General features: G+C 73.1%; 9 protein-coding genes and 3 pseudogenes. 10 read left to right on the top strand and 2 right to left on the bottom strand.

The features are described from left to right. The first annotated feature begins 367 nt into the window (after window positions 1–367). The 9 genes and pseudogenes from K353_RS33155 (at window position 368) to K353_RS33115 (ending at window position 11608) form a co-directional block, all read left to right on the top strand. Window positions 368–676, top strand: a complete 309-nt coding sequence (locus K353_RS33155; protein WP_199528325.1) for a hypothetical protein — start codon at window positions 368–370, stop codon at window positions 674–676. 95 nt (window positions 677–771) lie between these two features. Then, window positions 772–1062 (top strand): hypothetical protein, encoded by a 291-nt coding sequence (locus K353_RS33150; RefSeq protein ID WP_199528324.1) that lies wholly within the window; start codon window positions 772–774, stop codon window positions 1060–1062. Window positions 1063–1410: 348 nt separating this feature from the next. Further along, window positions 1411–1923 (top strand): annotated as a pseudogene (locus K353_RS34105) (class II glutamine amidotransferase); the annotation flags it as partial. Window positions 1924–2002: 79 nt separating this feature from the next. Beyond that, the gene (locus K353_RS36415; protein ID WP_146616648.1) at window positions 2003–2272 is read left to right on the top strand and encodes a MerR family transcriptional regulator; all 270 of its coding nucleotides are present in this window, start codon (window positions 2003–2005) and stop codon (window positions 2270–2272) included. 494 nt (window positions 2273–2766) lie between these two features. Then, window positions 2767–2952 carry a hypothetical protein gene (locus K353_RS33140; RefSeq protein ID WP_111557187.1) on the top strand — a complete coding sequence of 62 codons (186 nt, stop codon included), beginning with the start codon at window positions 2767–2769 and terminating at the stop codon, window positions 2950–2952. A gap of 438 nt (window positions 2953–3390) precedes the next feature. Next, a complete protein-coding gene (locus K353_RS33130; RefSeq protein ID WP_146616647.1) occupies window positions 3391–6639 on the top strand; it encodes a discoidin domain-containing protein in 3249 nt (1082 codons plus the stop codon). A 345-nt stretch (window positions 6640–6984) separates the two neighbouring features. After that, window positions 6985–7413, top strand: a complete 429-nt coding sequence (locus tag K353_RS33125) for a hypothetical protein (RefSeq protein ID WP_111557184.1) — start codon at window positions 6985–6987, stop codon at window positions 7411–7413. Window positions 7414–7727: 314 nt separating this feature from the next. After that, window positions 7728–8147, top strand: coding sequence for a hypothetical protein (locus tag K353_RS34095; protein WP_146616646.1), 420 nt, complete (start codon window positions 7728–7730; stop codon window positions 8145–8147). Further along, window positions 8144–11608: a WD40 repeat domain-containing protein gene (locus K353_RS33115; RefSeq protein ID WP_111557182.1), complete on the top strand. Its 3465-nt coding sequence runs from the start codon at window positions 8144–8146 to the stop codon at window positions 11606–11608. The genes K353_RS34095 and K353_RS33115 overlap by 4 nt, the downstream gene beginning before the upstream one ends. Before the next feature lie 1072 nt (window positions 11609–12680). Here K353_RS33115 and K353_RS33105 read toward each other — a convergent pair. Both K353_RS33105 and K353_RS33100 read right to left on the bottom strand, forming a co-directional pair. Further along, window positions 12681–14138 carry an NF041680 family putative transposase gene (locus K353_RS33105; protein ID WP_111557180.1) on the bottom strand — a complete coding sequence of 486 codons (1458 nt, stop codon included), beginning with the start codon at window positions 14136–14138 and terminating at the stop codon, window positions 12681–12683. 170 nt (window positions 14139–14308) lie between these two features. Further along, window positions 14309–15147, bottom strand: a pseudogene (locus K353_RS33100) (IS5 family transposase). Window positions 15148–15574: 427 nt separating this feature from the next. On the opposite strand from K353_RS33100, the pseudogene K353_RS36410 reads away from it, so the two are divergent. Continuing rightward, window positions 15575–15756, top strand: a pseudogene (locus K353_RS36410) (hypothetical protein); the annotation flags it as partial.

Genomic DNA, 15756 nt, shown 5'->3' with positions numbered 1-15756 from the left:
CCGTGAAGTCCGTGAAGTGGGGGGTCTCCGCGGTTCCCGGCGGCCGGGTGGACCACGGCCGTTCGGTCGTCACGCCCGTCACCCGCTCGGCGAGGAGGGACGGTTCCGGGCTCCGGGGCTCGGCCGGGTCGGCGGCGGGGGCCGCGCGCCGGGTCCTGCAGGAGGTGCCCCTTCCCTTTTCTGGTCTGGACACGTCATCCTGGTCTCCCGTTCCCGAGCACCGGCCCGGCCCGTCCGTCCGGTCCGGCCCGTCCGTCCGGTCCGGCCCGTCCGGCCCGTCCGGCCCGGCCGGTCCGTCTCCGTACCGCCGTAGTACGTCGCCCGTCCCGCCAGGCAGTTCTGCCGACCAGAGGAGTCGACCATGCGGATGTCCGTCGTACGCGCGCTGACGGGGGTGGCCGCCGTGGCGGCCGTCGTCGTGCCGGCCGGTACCGGTGAGGCGGTGGTGCCGCCCGAACACGCCGTCATCGTCTGCCAGAGCGCGAGTTTCTACGCCAACTACGACAGCGCGTCGGGGCCGGTGGGGTTGGTGCGGGTGCTCGGTTACGGCAACAAGGTCGGCCACACCAGGGGCGTGCACCCGGTCTACAACGGTTGGGCGGCGACGTTCGACTTCGGCAAGGGCGACTGGGGCTACGTTCGCAACGAGTGCCTGGGCGGGTACGGCTCCTGGTGACCCTGGTGACCCTGGTGACCCTGGTGACGTCCCGGTGCGCGCCCGGCTGTTCCCTCGATCGTCCCGCTGGCCCGTACCCGATGAAGGAGATCCCCGTGACCGTATCCCGTACCCTCCTGCGCGTCGCCGCGAGCGCCTGTGTCCTGGTGACGGCGGCGACGGCGGCCGCCGGGACCGCCGCGGCGGCCAACGGCACCGTCGGGCACCGCGAGACCGTCTGCGCCCAGGACCTGTACGTCCGCACCGCGCCGGGCGGCGCCTGGACGGGCACCCTGTACACCGGTCAGACGTTCACGGTCGAACGCGTCCAGAGCGGCTGGGCGTACGGCTTCGCCTACGGCGACATCAACCGGCACGGCTGGGTGCAGGACGGCTGGTTCTGCTGAACGCCTCCGCCCGGGAGGCCGCCGCCGGACGCCCCGGCGTTCTCCGCCCCGGCCCGTCGGCGAGCCCTTCCCGCCCCGGTGGCCGCGCCTCGCGCGGGCCGGCGGCAGGAGCCGTCGTCGACGGCCGCGAGCCGGTTGAGCGGGCCGCGCGGGGGCGGGTTTCCCGGGGCGGTCGGTCGTTGCCCGGGTATGCGGGTGCGTGGTCGGGGCAGGAGCGGTGCGACCGGTCGTGCGCACGGCGCGGGCGGCGGGCCCGGTCGGCCTGGACGGTGGGTCGGGACCGGCTGGGGTGGTGCGGGCCGGACCGTCCGGAGGCGTCCGGCCGTGGTGGCGGAGAGGTGGACTTCCATGTGTCGTCTGTTCGGGATGAGCAGTGCTCCCAGGCGTAGCCGCGCGACGTTCTGGCTTCTGGAGGCGCCCGACAACCTCAGTGCGCAGAGCCGTCGTGAGCCGGACGGCACGGGGCTGGGCTACTTCACCGCCGAGGGGGAGCCGCAGGTGCACAAGGCTCCCGTGGCGGCGTTTCGGGACCGCGCGTTCGCCGAGGACGCCGCGGTGGTGGAGTCGACGACGTTCCTGGCGCACATCCGGTTCGCCTCCACCGGAGGGCTGGTGGGCGTCAACACCCATCCGTTCGAGCAGGACGGGCGGTTGTTCGCGCACAACGGGGTGATCGGGGGCCTCGATCGGCTCGACGCCCGTCTCGGGCCGGCCCGGTCGCTGGTGAAGGGGGACACCGACTCCGAGCGGTTCTTCGCGCTGATCACCCGGGAGAGTGCCGCCCGCGGCGGCGACGTCGCGGCCGGCATCGAGGCCGCGGCCCGCTGGGTGGCCGAGAACCTGCCCGTCTACGCCCTCAACAACGGCAACCGACCGGCCTCATACCCCCCATACCCCCGACCCCGTCAACTCCTTCGACGACGACTACCCCGCCTACACCATGGGCCGCGCCGCCGAGATGACCGGCACCACGGCCGGCTTCCTACGCGCCCTGGGCGAGCAGGGCGTCATCACCCCACTGCGTTCCGAGGGCGGCCACCGCCGCTTCTCCCGCTACCAGCTGCGGATCGCGATGCGCGCCCGCGACCTCGTCGACCAGGGCACGCCCATCGAGGCGGCCTGCCGCATCATCATCCTCGAGGACCAGCTCGAAGACGCCCTGCGCATCAACGAGCAGCTCCGCGGGCGGGACCCCGCCGCGGACACCTGACCGGGCAGCCTCCGGTGGCTCACCCCTCCCCGCCGGGGCGGCGCGGCCACAGGCCGCCGCCGCCCGAGCAGGAGGCGTACTTCCACGAGCCGCCCGCCCGGAGCGCCCGGCACCGGCAACCGCGTTGCACCGGCCGATTCGAGCCGCGCCGGGCAGCGGCCAGGTCGGGCTTGCAGACGGGTACGGCACCGGATCCGCTGCAGCGCCGGACAACAGCGCAGCCGCAGCCCTCCGGCCGGCCCCGATCCGCGCCTTGCTCCAGGTGCTGGCCGCAGTCCACCTCCTTGCCCGCGGGCGCGATGGCGGTCGCCTCCTTCAGGTCGGACAGGACATCGCCGGTGCCGGAACCACCGGTCGGCGAAGTTCCGTGCGTTGGTCGCGGCGCCGCGGGCCGGCGGGGTCCGTGACCGGCCACGTGAACGGGCCTGGTCACGGGCGCGAGTCGCAGAGGAAGCCACCGGTCGCCTGAATTGTGTGCTCGTACGGTTCCACCCGTGCGGGACTTGATCCTTGCGACAGGGCGGGCCGTCTGCGGCCTCGCCCTCTTCGGCGGCCTCCTGCTCCTCGGCGTCTCGTCGACGGTGGCGGAGTGGACGCGCGTCCCGCTCATGGTGCTCGGGGCCGGTACCAGGGGCGTGACGAAGGAGTTGGCACGGCAGAAGCGGCAGCCGCCGCGCTGATCGCAAGACGGCCCGGGCCGGACCGCGTTGCGCACGCCCACCGAAAACTGCCGGGAACCGCGCGAACCCCGGGTCCTGCCGGCCGTCTCCCGAGAGGGAGAACGTGACGTCGACGGCTTCCGCGGACCCCGCCACGCCGTCGAGCGGACCTTCGTGCGACTCCACCGGTGCGAACGACTCGCCATCCGGCGGGAACGGCGCTTCGGCCCTGACCACGCCTTCGTCCACCCGCCCGCGGCCGCATCTGCTGACGCCGCCTCAACCGGGCTGCGCCGCAGCCCCGTTACGAGCCCCACGCGCGTTCCGCCGCGTCCCCCGCCACTCCGTGGGACCGGATGACGGGATTCCTACGTGTTCTGACTATCCTGCACCCAGCTTCGTCATCCGAAGACCACATCGATTCCGGAAAGAGGCATTGTGCGAGCAGTGCGCACGAGAGTGGTCATACCCTCTCTGCTGGGACTCCTGCTGGCTCCGTTGGCACCGGGCCCGGCGGCCGTCGCCGCGGCACCCCCGTCGGTCTGGGTGGAGAGCGGCTACGACCACGTCTTCTCGTCCTCCGTCACCCCCTCCCGCCCGGGTCGGACGGTCGACTTGGCCGCGGCCCGCAACGAGACCCAGGCCGCTCAGATCGCCGTCCGCTCCGGCAGCGCCCTGAGTGGCCTGCGGGTGGCGGCCGGGGACCTCACCGGTCCTGGTGGTGCGACCATCCCGGCTTCGCGGATCACCGTGGACCGGGAGTACAACCACCCGAGGATCGACAAGGTCGTCCAGTCGGGCCCGTCCGACGGTCACCAGGAACCGCCGGACGGCGGGACGAGTTACTACGACGCGCTGGTCGGGAACGAGCCCTACGCGCTCGCGCCCAACACCACCCAGCCGTACTACTACAGCGTCGCGGTGCCCGCCGGCCAGGCACCCGGCACCTACACCGGCAAGGCCACCGTGCAGAGCGCGGACGGCGCGGTGGACGTCCCGGTGGCCGTGACGGTCTACGACACCGAGCTGCCGCCGACCAACCGGTCGACGTTCCGGATGAACAACTGGTTCACCTCGGTCGGTTGGGACTACGACTGGACCGCGGCCTCCATCCCGGGGCAGTACGGTGTCCAGCCGTACGAGGAGAACTGGTGGAAGGTGATCGAGAGCTTCGCCGCCGACCACGCCAAGCACCGCAACAACGTCATCTACGCGGACTTCCAGGCCCTCGCGCTCCGCGACACCAAGCTGGACGGCAACGGCCAGTACACCTTCCAGTGGGGCGACTTCGACCGCTTCGTCCAGACCTTCCAGAACGCGGGCGCACTGCAGTACATCTACACCCCGACCCTGATCGAGGAGGGCGGCAGCAGGCTGGAGGCGCTGGTCTCCGACGGCCGGGGCGGCGTCCGCAAGGACTACCTGCCGGTCGACACCCCGCAGGGCCGCAGCACGGCCGCCGTGTACCTGGACAAGGTGTTCGGCGCGCTCAAGGCCCACCTCGACACCAAGTGCCTGGACCCCGGTCCCGTCCCGGCCTGCGCCCCGGGCCGGCGCTGGAGCGACGCCTTCTACATGAGCGCGGTCGACGAGCCCGCCGGGACGTCGCTGCCCGTGCAGAGCGTCACCTCGCCCTGGCTCTACCAGCAGTACCGCGCCAAGTTCCCGCAGGGCCTGACCAACGAGGCCCACGTCCAGCCGGTCAGCGCCGTCGACAGCGCCCTCGGCACGGTAACGCCCAAGCTCGACGGCCCCAACTACGACCAGAACGCCGGCTACTACCAGAGCCTGCGCCTGGCGGGGAAGGACCTCTGGCTCTACTACTGCAACGACCCCCGGGACCGCCACGTCAACCGCTTCATCAGCTACCCCGTCGCGGACTCGCGCCTGACGCCGTGGATGGTGGCCGCCGCCGAGGGCGACGGCTTCCTGCACTGGGGCTGGAACATCTGGTCCGACGACAGCCCCTCCCACCCGGCCTACGACACCAAGGACGGCTGGCAGAACGGCGACCGCTACCTGGTCCGCCCGAACGCGGGCACCCCCGCGAACCCGAAGTACGAGCTCTACGACAGCGTGCGCAGCGAAGCCCTGCTGGCCGGCGCCCAGGACTTCGAACTGCTGCACCGACTCGCCGCCGTCAAGCCGGTGCTCACCCGGGCACTGATCGGCTCGCTGATCACCAGCACCACCGAGTTCTCGACCTCCGGCGTCGAGACCGACCACCGCCACCGGCAGATCCTGGAGGCCCTCACCTCCGGCGGCCCCGACGCCGCCTTCCCGTTCTCCGACGACTTCTCCGCCGGCGACGACGGCCAGTGGCGCCACACCAAGGGCAACTGGTCCGTCACCGACGGCGGCTACGTCCAGAGCGACCCGCTGAGCAGTTGGGAGACGGTGTCCGCGGTGGCGGGCCGCGCGTACGGGGACGTCTCGGCCTCCGTCGACGTCCGGATCACCGGGGTCAACCCCACCGGGGGGAACAGCAACTGGGCCGGACTGACGGTCCACAGCCAGAACCCCACCGACGTCCAGACCGGCTACCTCGTGGCCCTGCGCAACAACGGCGAGGTGTTCGTCTACCGCAGCGGCACCTCCCTCGCCACCGCGAAGGTGCCCGGGTACACCCCCGGCCAGACGGTCACCCTCCGGGTGGTCACCCGCGGCAGCGCCCTGAAGGTCTTCGCCGGGACGACCCCGCTGATCACCCTCGACGACCCGGGCTACCCGGCCGGCAACATCGGGCTCGTCACCGGGGACGCCGCCGCCCGCTTCGACAACGTCCGGCTCGACCCGGGCACCGACGCGGCCGCGGGCGCCGCCGCCACGGCGTCGTCCAGCTACGAGGCGGACGGCTGGGGCCTGGCGGCCGTCACCGACGGGCGCCGCGGCCTGCCGGACGGCAGCACGGGCTGGAGCAGCATCGACAACCTGACCGCCGACCACAGCGAGTGGGTGTCGGTGGACCTCGGCGCCGTCCGGCGGATCGGACGGGTGGACCTCCACCCGCGGGCCGACGGCGCGAACACCGGCCTGGGCTTCCCGGTCGACTTCACCGTCCAGGTCTCCGCCGACGACGTCACCTGGACCACCGTCGCCGACCGCAAGGACTACCCCAGGCCCGACGCCTCCGCGCAGCCCTTCGCCTTCCCGGCCACGGACGTGCGCTACGTCAGGGTGACCGGCACCAGGCTGCGCACCGACCCGCACGGCAACTACCACATGCAACTGGCCGAGATCGAGACCGCCGGCGGCGACCTCGCCGTCAACCGTCCGGTCCAGTCCTCCAGCAGCCTGGAGTCCTCCGGGTGGCGGCGCGCCGCCGCGACCGACGGCGTACTGAACTCCGCGCTCGGTTACTCGATGGGCTGGACCAGCGCCAAGTCCCCGACCGCCACGGCCAACGAGTGGCTCGCCGTCGACCTGCAGAGCGCCAACGTGATCAGTCAGGTGCAACTCGTCCCCCGCACCGACGGCGCGAACACCGGGCTCGGGTTCCCGGTCGACTACACCGTGCAGGTCTCCGCCGACAACGCGGCCTGGACCACCGTCGCGTCCCGGACCGGTCAGCCCCGCCCGGGCGCCGCGGGCCAGACCTTCACCTTCACCCCGGCCACGGCCCGGTACGTCCGGATCGTCGCCACCCGGCTGAGCCCCGACCAGTTCGGCGACCACTACCTGCAACTCGGCGAGGTCACCGTCAGCTGACCCGCCCCCGGTCCGGCGCCCACCCGCCCGGACCACCGCCGGCGCGCGGCGGATCCTCCCCGCCGCGCGCCGGCATCGGGCGGCCCGCGGTCCGCGCAGGACGGGCCGCTGCCGTGCCCACCCGGATCTCCGAAGTCATCACCGCGATGCTGGTCGAGTGATCCGGTTCTCGGGAGCCACGCCGGCCGACGTCCCGCCATTCCGCGCCCCCTTCCGCTCCGCCCCGACGGTGCGTTCGGCCGTTGGCCGAACAGGACCGGGCTCCTGCGTGCATGATGAAGTCCTTTACTCGGCATGGGCGTTCAGCAGCCGGCGGTACGCCGGGGCGGGGAAGGGCGGGGCAGGATGATGACCTGGACCGAGGCTGCGGCGTGCGGTGCCGCAGGCGGCCTGATCGCCGAGGCGGTCGTCACCTTCGGGCGGTTACGCGCCTGGCAGCAGGCACGGCACGTCGCGCGGGCGGCCGGGGAGGCATTGCCGCCGCTGGGGGTGTTCCTGGATCCACCGGCGGACGGACTGGCCGCGCTGTTCCGGATCCTGCTCGGCGGTATGGCGGGCTGGTTGCTGCACACCGAGGTGAGCGGCACCTACGCGGCCGTGGCCGTGGGCGCGTCCGCTCCCGCACTGCTCGCCCAACTGGGCCGGTCCGCCACCGCCGACCACGCACTCCGGCAGGCCCCTGGCGGCCCGGTGCCGGTCGTGCCCCCGAGCCGGCCGGAGCCGGGCCCCGGGAGCCCGGCGGTCCCGCCGGTTCCCGAGGAGGCGGCGCAGTGAATCCGGGCTCGCTCTCCAGGCGCTCTTGGCGGTCCCTCCTGGCCGTCCGGTCCGACGGCGCGTTTCGACCGACGGCCCGCAGCCGGTCCGGACACCCGCTGGGGCGGCGGATCTGGGCCTCCTTCGTCGGCTCGGACCTGCCGCTCGGGCCGACCGCAGCCGCGGTGCCGGGCGTACCGGCAGCCGCTGGACCCGGGCGGTCCGAGGCCCAGGAGGCCGCGCGGGGGCACCCGGCACCGCGACCGGCGCCGGGGTGGTTCGAACTGCCCGTCCTCGCCCCGGGCGGTGCCCTCACCGCCGCCGGGGGCGACGCGGTGGTGCTGGAGACCGGCTCGCCCGACGACGGAGTCGGCTTCCTGCTGCGCAGCACGAGCGCCGACGAGTCCTCGTACAGCCTGGAGTTGGTCGTGCGCGGCGACGCCCACGTCCTGCCGCTGGTGTGCGCCGTGCGCTACACCGGGCCGGACGGGCGAGCCGTGGAACTGTTCGTGCCGGTGGCCCGCGCGACGGTGGGGCCGTCGGCCTCGTACGTCGCACTGCCGGGCTTCGGCCCCGGCAGCGTCTGGAGTGCCTCGGTCGCGGTCCCCGTGGAACCGGAGGCCGACTGGGACCCGGACGCGGTGGCGGCCTCGATCGCGGCGGCCCGCAACGAGGCCACCCGTGCGGCCTGGCGGCAGGTGCGCGAGCGGGTCGGCGGCGGTCTGCGTGACGTGATCGACGGCGCCCTGCGGTGACGGCCCGCGGAGGAGCCGGTCCGTTCCCGGAACGTGCCGCGCTCGAAGCCGTCCTGGGGCGGGCGGACAGCCCGCAGGCGGCCGTCCGGGAACTGCTCGGCGAGCGGCGGCTGTGGTGGAGGTGCTGCGCGGAGGCGGTGCGCTCCGACCCCGGCTGGTTCGCCGGGGACCGGGCCGGCGAACTCGCCGCCTGGCTCGATGCGACGGCACCGGGCCGGGCGGACGCCCCGGTACCGGCGGCCCGGCAGGTCCACCTGCTGGGCCGCGCCCTGTCGGCGCCGGGCGGCCGGGCGGCGGCCCACGACGAGGACCTGATCCGGCTCAGGGACGGCTGGCGGCTGAGCGGGCTGCTGTCGGCCGACGTGCTGCCCCGTCCCGGTCAGCCGTCCGGCGGCCGGAGTGCCGGACTGCCGCCGGAGGTCAACGCCAGGCTCGACGCCGTCCGGGAACGGATCGCCTTGCTGGGCCCCGGCACCGGCCCGGCCGGCCCCGAACTGACCGGCGCCGGGAACGTCCTGGTCATCGCCGCGCTGCTGATGGCGGGCGCGCAGGAGCGCGAACGGCCGGTGGTCCGGGTCCCGGTGGTCTTCGGCCAGTCCGCCGACGGCGGCGCAGCCGCCGCGACGGCGGGGGTCAGCGGGATCCTGGAACTGGTCGAGTTCCCGGCCGGCCCGACCGGTCTGTATCCCGACCCGCGGGCAACGGGCGGGACGCACAGCACGAACGGGCAGTTCGCCGCGGCCGTGGGCCGTGCCTGGCAGGCGGCCGGCCCCGGGCGGGAGGGTCGGTGCGTGCTGTGGCGGATCGTGCTGTCCGACGATCCGCTGCCACCGGCCCGGATCGAGGGGCCGTCGCTGGGAGCGGCGTTCGCGATCGGCCTGCGCGAACTGTTGCGCCCCCTCGGTGCCCGTCGGCCCCGACTCGACCGGCTCCGCAGCGTCTTCTACGGCCTGCGGCCGCGAACCGCCGTGACCGGCGCGCTCAGTGACGGCGAGGGCCTGCTCAAGGTCAGCGGCATGGAGGCGAAACTGCTGGTCGCCCGCCGCAAGGGGCTGCGCCTGGTGGCGCCCGAGGCGAACCGTCCGGACATCGCCCACGCGCCGGAGCAGGGTGACGTCCGGTTCGCGGAGACACTGAAGCAAGCCGACCGGTACGCCCGGCAGTTCCGCGTCGGTCGGCTGCTCGTCGCCCTGCTGCTGGTCCTGGCCGCCGGCGGGACCGGCTTGGCGGTGCAGTACCGCAGCAGCGAGGCGCAGAGCAGGCTGGAGGCCGCCCACCGGCTCGCCGAGCTGTCACAGAGCCTGGTCGCCGGCGACGTCGGACTCGCCGAACTGTTCGCGGTGCGCGCCTACCAGCAGCACGCCGATCCGTTGACCCGTCAGGCGCTGTTCCGCGCCGTCACGGCCAGCCCGCACCTGGTCGGCGGCGTCCAGGCCAGCGGGCCCGTCTCGGCGCTGGCGGCCTCGGCGGCCGGCGTCGCCGTGCTGGCGGGCACGCAGAACGGCGTGGTGGAGCGGTGGCCGGTCGACGGGACGACGGCGGGCCGGCGCGAGCAGGTCGGCCGGATTCCCGTACCGGTCACCGCCGTGGCGACGGATTCGACGGGCGACGTGGTCGCCGCGATCGGTGAGGACGCGGTCGGGGTCTGGAGGGGGACCGCTCCGGTGGCCGGCCCGGTGGTCGGGCCCGGGCTGCAGCCCGCGGCGGTCGGGGTCTCCCCGTCCGGGCGCTTCGTCGTGGTGTCGACGACCAGCCGTTCGTTCGACGTGCCGCCCACGGCGTGGGTGCTGGACCGGAACACGGGCAGCACCGACCACCTCGATCTCACGGACATGCCGGGAAACCCGGACGCGGTCGCCTTCTCCGACGACGAGCACGTGGTGCTGTTCGACGGCGACGGGTACGGCACCTGGGCCGAGCTCACCCTGCCCGGCCCGATCCGATCCGCCGGGAGCACCCTGGGCTTCGGGACCCACGACTTCGGGTCCGCACTCGCTCCGGACGGCAGCCTCTTCACCTACACCAACAGCGCCCCCTCCCTGCCGCTCTGGCCGGCCGACGGCACCCCGGACATCGACCGGCCGCGCCTGACGGCCCGTCTGCCGGAAGGCAGGCCGACCGCCCTGGCACTCAGCCGCCACGGGATCCGGGCCGCCGCCGCCCTCGGCACCAGCCTCTACGTCGCCCGGACCGACACCCCCGACCAGCCCGCGTCCGATCCCGTCGAACTGACCGGGGCCGGGGCCGTGGTGCAGCACGGTGTGGCGTTCCTCGACCCGGCCGGCAGCAGACTGGTCTCGGCGGCCGGTGACGTGCTGACCCTGTGGGACCTCGGACGGCAGTCCCGGATCGCCTCCGAGACCACCGCAGCGGTCGGCAGCTCGTGCAACGCGTGCCCCGAGCCGCGCCTCGCGCTCTCCCCCGACGGCAGGCGGGCGGCGGTCCTAAGCGGCAACGGAGACCGCCTCGACCTGCGCAGCCTCGATCCGGCGGACCCGGCCCAGCCGGATGCGCAGGGCCTGTCGCTGGACTCGGAGTACGGGGCCCTGACATGGAGCGACGACGGTACCCGGGTCATCGTGGCCTCCTCCGACGGCAGCGCCCTGATCCTCGATCCCCGAAAGGGGCTGGAGCCGATCGGCAGTTGGCCGCCGCTGCCCGATCCGCTCCAACTGCGGGACACCCCGGTGGTGCTCCGCTTCCTGCCGGGCGGCCGGGAAGTGGCCCAGTTGGACAGCTCCGGCACGATCCGCATCCGGGAACCGGCCACCGGCCGGGTGCTGCGCGAGGTGGACGGACCGCACGACATGGCGCCGACCGTGAACGGCACCCGGCCCAGGGGCCAGGACCAGGCGGCGCTGGACCGGTCGGCCGGCCACGCCGCCGTCATCGAGTACGACGTCGGCCAACAGCACCGCACCGAGATCCGGGTCATCGACGCCTCCACCGGCGGGTACCGGGTGATCGACGGGACGGAAGCCAGCGGTGTCGCCTACGCGGGGGACCAGCTGCTCGTCCAACGGAAGGGCGGCGACCTGGAGGTGTGGTCGACGGACGGCGCCAAGCGGTCGCAGACGCTCAAGGGCACGCCCGGGACGGCGGTCGGCCCGGTCGTCGGGAGCGGGCTGATCGCAGCCAGACCGGCCGACGGGAACGTCGTCCGGCTCTTCGACCGGCCGTCCGGTGATCTGCTCGGCTCGCTGGCCGTCCCCCCGGTGGACAAGGCCAACTCCGTCGGCCTGGCCGTCTCGGCGGACGGTTCGCGGCTGGTCGCGGCGGTCGAGTTCCGCTGGTCGAAGGACGACACGGTGGCCGGGCCGGGCCGGCTGATCGGCTGGCGGCTCGACCCCTCCTCGTGGATCGCCGCGGCGTGCGGCACAGCGGGACGGGAACTGACCCCCGCCCTGTGGCGGCAGTACCTGGGAACCGGGGTCCCGTCGGACCTGCGGTGCACCCCGTGAGGCCGATCGTGGGAGGGCACGGGACGGTGACGCGCCGGTTGGCGGTCATCGGCCGGCCGGACGAGCGCCTCGGCTCCGGTGGCGGGCCGCCGCCTCCCTCGCCCTGCTGGTGCTGGTACTGCCCGTGGCGGTGCGCCGGGACGAGGGCGGCCCGGTCGGCGACGGTCCGCTCACCGGTGTCCCGGCCGCTTCCCCGGAGCGGGGTGCCGGGGACCGGGTCGTCGGGCTGCCCGGCAACGCCGGTGCCCGGGGGCCGGCCCCCGCACCCGACGGAACACTCTGGGTGGCGGAGGGGGAGGACTGCGGTGTGGCCAGGATCGACCCGGACGGGACCGTCACCCGGCGCCGCGTCTCTGCCAGCGCGGGCAATGGTTCACAGCATCACCCGGGCCACGGACGGCACGGTCTGGTGCGCCACCGGCGAACTGGTCGGGCGCCTAGCCCCGACCGGAGCGGCGATTCCGACCGAATCGGTCGCGTCGACGCCACCGAGGCCCATACGAGTTGGCCCCTCCCGCCGGCCGCCGTCCCGCAGCACATCACGGCCGGTCCGGACGGGGCACTCTGATTCACCCAGCGAGGCGGCACCGGGCGTATCACCGTGGACGGGCGGCTCTCGTCCTTCCCGGTGGAGCGGGCTGGACATCCCAGCTGCGTGATCGCGGGCCTCGACGGGGCAGTGTGGTTCACCACCGACACCAGGGCGGGGCGCGTTTCGGCGACCGGGCGTATCACCCTCTGGCCGGTGCCGGGAGCGCAGGCGCTGACAGCACTGGTGCCCGACCCAAGCGGCAGGTCCTGGCTGGCCGACGGCGAGGCCGACGTGGTGCGGCGGTTCTCGCCGCGGCCCTGAGGGTACCGGCTGACCGGGCACCCGGCCGTGTTCCTCACGAGCGTGCCGGACCCGGGGCCGCCTGAGGTCGCGCCCGCCATGACACCCTGAAGTGTGTCAGCAGGTCAGTCCGAACCAGACAGCAACCCGGACAGGTTGAAACGGGCCATGCCGGATTCCCCTTCGCCGCCCGGCAACCAGCACGATGGAGGCCTTACGGGACAGCCCCTAGCTTGATCTTTAACCTGTGCGGCGTGGGCGAGGGTTGCTGACCTCGGGTTTCTTCTTCGCTGACGGCTTCGTGGGACCGGTCTTTCCGGCAGTGTGGACCTCGTGGCGTGGTATGGGGTGGGTGTTCTTGCGGCCGGGAGGTCGGCCTGGGCCGGGGGGGGGGCTGGGTTTTGGTGCGCCAGCTGGGCAGGCGGCCTTCGGACGGAGGTTTCGGAATCCGCGTCGGACGCGGGCCGGGGTCAGGCGTTCGGGCGGCGAGGGTTGCTCCCGTGGGCGGCGGAGGTCGGCCGCGGGCGGGCGGGCGAGCCGGAGTTGGGTGTAGGCGGCCGGGATCAGCCAGGTCCAACGATCGGCCGCTTCGGGGGTGCGGATCTCCGGACAGGTCCAGCCCAGGGTCTGCTTGAAGAGCCGGAAGGTGTGCTCGATGTCGAAGCGGCGGAGGAATGCCTGCCAGAGGCGGTCGGTGTCGGCAGGGGCGGTGTCGCTGCCGGACCACCAAAGCCAGACCGGCTTGGGGGTGGCGCCGCTGGGCAGGTGGCCGACCTCCAGGCGGGTCACGGTGCCTTCGATCACCGGCAGAGTGCCGTCCTGGGCGGCCCAGGAGGAGCGGTGGGTCAGCCGCGGGTGCAACCGGTCCCAGGAGCGTGCTCTCGCGGTGCCGTAGAGCCGGGTGTCGGTGTCGGTGTCGGGTGTGCCCCAGGTGGCCGGGTCGCCGAAGACGAACTCGCCGCCGTGGCGGGGCGGACGCCCCCTGGTGCCGGGAAGCCGGGGCGGGCATGTTCGGCGCAGGACACGGTCCGAACGCATCCTGGCCAACACCTGCACGGGCAGGTCCCTCAGGAGGAAGGCCAGGCGCGGGGCGTCGTAGCCGGCGTCCGCGACGACGAGTATCTCCGGGTCTCCCGGCCGCCACTGGCCGGCGGCGATCAGGCGGTGGACGAGCTCGCGCAGTTGCTGTGCGGTGGCGGCGTCGTCGCCAGGCGCCAGTCTCAGCGCGTCCAGCGGTGCGGTCCATGAGCTGCGGCCGGGCTCGAGGGCGGTGACGACCGAGTAGGGCCAGCCCGGGACGGGGATGTGCTGGTCTTTTCCGCGGCCGTAGGTGTGGCAGAGGATCCGCTGCGGTGAAGTGTGGGCGTCCGGCCGCAGCCAGCACGTGATGTCCACCGCCAGGACCAGTCGGCCGTCGGCGGCCCGGGGCAGCGGCACCGCCGCGACCGCCTGCCGCATCCGGTCGGCATCGAGGCGACCGCGGGCCAGGGCGTCGTGGAGACCTCCGTGGCCGCGACGGTGTTCGCCGACCAGCGAGACTTCGACCACCGACCTGACGGGCCCGTCAGCGCACAGCACCGCGTCGGCCGGCTCGAACATCGCATCCCCGCGCCGGGTCAAACAGGCGTAGAACTCACCTCGGAAGCGTGACAGTTCGGCGAACCCGTCCGGGTGGGCGCCCTCGTGCAGCACACTCATGCCCACGGCCTTCGTTCTGGTTTTGTGTGTTCCTTGGTCGGAGCACAGGATCAGGCGAAGGCCGCCTCCGGGTAAGGCAGTTACCGATAGAAGCGATCAAGTCCGGCAGCCAATTCGAGGTCATTGCTTAAAGATCAAGTTACTGGGTGTTTCATCCTTGTGTTCGGAGCTCATGTTCCGCGCCAGGTGGGGGTGTTCTCGCCGGTGAGTCGACGGGTCATGAGGTTGATCATCGCGATGTGGACCATGGCTTCGGAGCGGGCCGGGAGGGCTTCGTAGTCGCGGGCGAGACGGCGGTGGCGCATGAGCCAGCCGAAGGTGCGTTCGACGACCCATCGGCGAGGTTGGACGACGAATCCCCTGGTCGCGGGGTCGCGGCGGACGATCTCGACGTCGATGCCGAGGATGGCGCCGTGTTCGACGACGGCGTTCTTGTAGCCCATGTCAGTCCAGGCCTTGCGGACGGCGGGGTGCTCGGTGGCGAGCGCGGTCAGCAGTTGTCGGCTGGCGGCGCCGTCGGGCACGCTCGCGGCGGTGACCAGGACCATCAACAGCAGACCGATCGTGTCGGTGACGATGTTGCGCTTCCTGCCGCGATCTTCTTGCCGACGTCGACGCCCTGCGAGGAGGTGGGGACGTTCGTGGAGGTCTTCACGCTCTGGGAGTCGATGATGCAGGCCGTCGGCTCCGGGTCGCGGCCTTCGGCGGTGCGGACCAGGTGCCGCAGTAGCCCGTTGAGCTGCTCGAACACCCCCTCCTTCTGCCATCGGGCGAAGGAGGCGTAGACGGTCTCCCACGGCGGGTAGTCGTGCGGGAGGTAGCGCCAGGGGATGCCGGTGCGATCCACGTAGAGGATCGCGTCCAGCAGGTCGCGCAGTTCGTGCTCGGGAGGCCGGCCGAACGCGAGGGCCCGCTCGGTGCGGGCCCGGCGCCAAGAGGTGGGGGTGGGTTCGACCAGGGCCCAGCGGGCGTCGGACAGGTCGCTCGGATGCGGTCGACGATCCGTCATGACAACGGCATGCTGCGGGATTGCCCCGCTGCCCAGGACTCGCGGCACTCAGGGGGACAGAAGCGGACGGGCTCGGCTTCCTGGAACGAGACAGGAGCAGCCGCACAGTTCCGGCGGGCATAGGCGCACCGGCGACGCTCCTGCCACCAGAACCCCAAGCGTCACCGAATGCCAGCAGCCCAGGCTCCCCGAAAATCAGGATGAACCATCCCGACTACGGGTGAAACGCCCTCTCAGAGGGCGTTTACGCCGCTTCTGGTGGATTTTCGGGTGCTTTTTTCCTCGGACCGGATGGGGCCACTGATACTCAAGGGGTCGGCGATGCTGGAGGGATGACAAGGCCGTGGTCTTGTCCGTCATCCTCCTGTTTCATCCCCAGGCGCCGGTTGTGTGCCGTGTGCTTCGGGCGCTGGTGAGCGCGCCGGGCCTGGGCGGGTACCTCCAAATCATGCCCGAACGACGCCGGTACCCGAGCGACTTGTCCGATGCCCGGTGGTCCCTGGTCGAGCCAGTGCTGACCGCATGGCGGGCCGAGCGCCGTGGCCGCGGCCTGGACATCGGCAGACCGCCCGACCATGACCTGCGGAGCCTGCTGGACGCGATCCTCTA

The organism is Kitasatospora sp. SolWspMP-SS2h (assembly GCF_003259315.1).
GTDB lineage: Bacteria > Actinomycetota > Actinomycetes > Streptomycetales > Streptomycetaceae > Kitasatospora > Kitasatospora fiedleri.
Note: the sequence above shows the minus strand (reverse complement) of the source record. Positions and strands in the feature narration are given on the sequence as shown.

Excerpts from the sequence above, each read along its gene's own strand:
- K353_RS33155 (WP_199528325.1), top strand. The coding sequence starts at position 368 with ATGTCCGTCGTACGCGCGCTGACGGGGGTGGCCGCCGTGGCGGCCGTC.
- K353_RS36415 (WP_146616648.1), top strand. The coding sequence starts at position 2,003 with ATGGGCCGCGCCGCCGAGATGACCGGCACCACGGCCGGCTTCCTACGC.
- K353_RS33125 (WP_111557184.1), top strand. The coding sequence starts at position 6,985 with ATGATGACCTGGACCGAGGCTGCGGCGTGCGGTGCCGCAGGCGGCCTG.
- K353_RS33105 (WP_111557180.1), bottom strand. The coding sequence starts at position 14,138 with ATGAGTGTGCTGCACGAGGGCGCCCACCCGGACGGGTTCGCCGAACTG.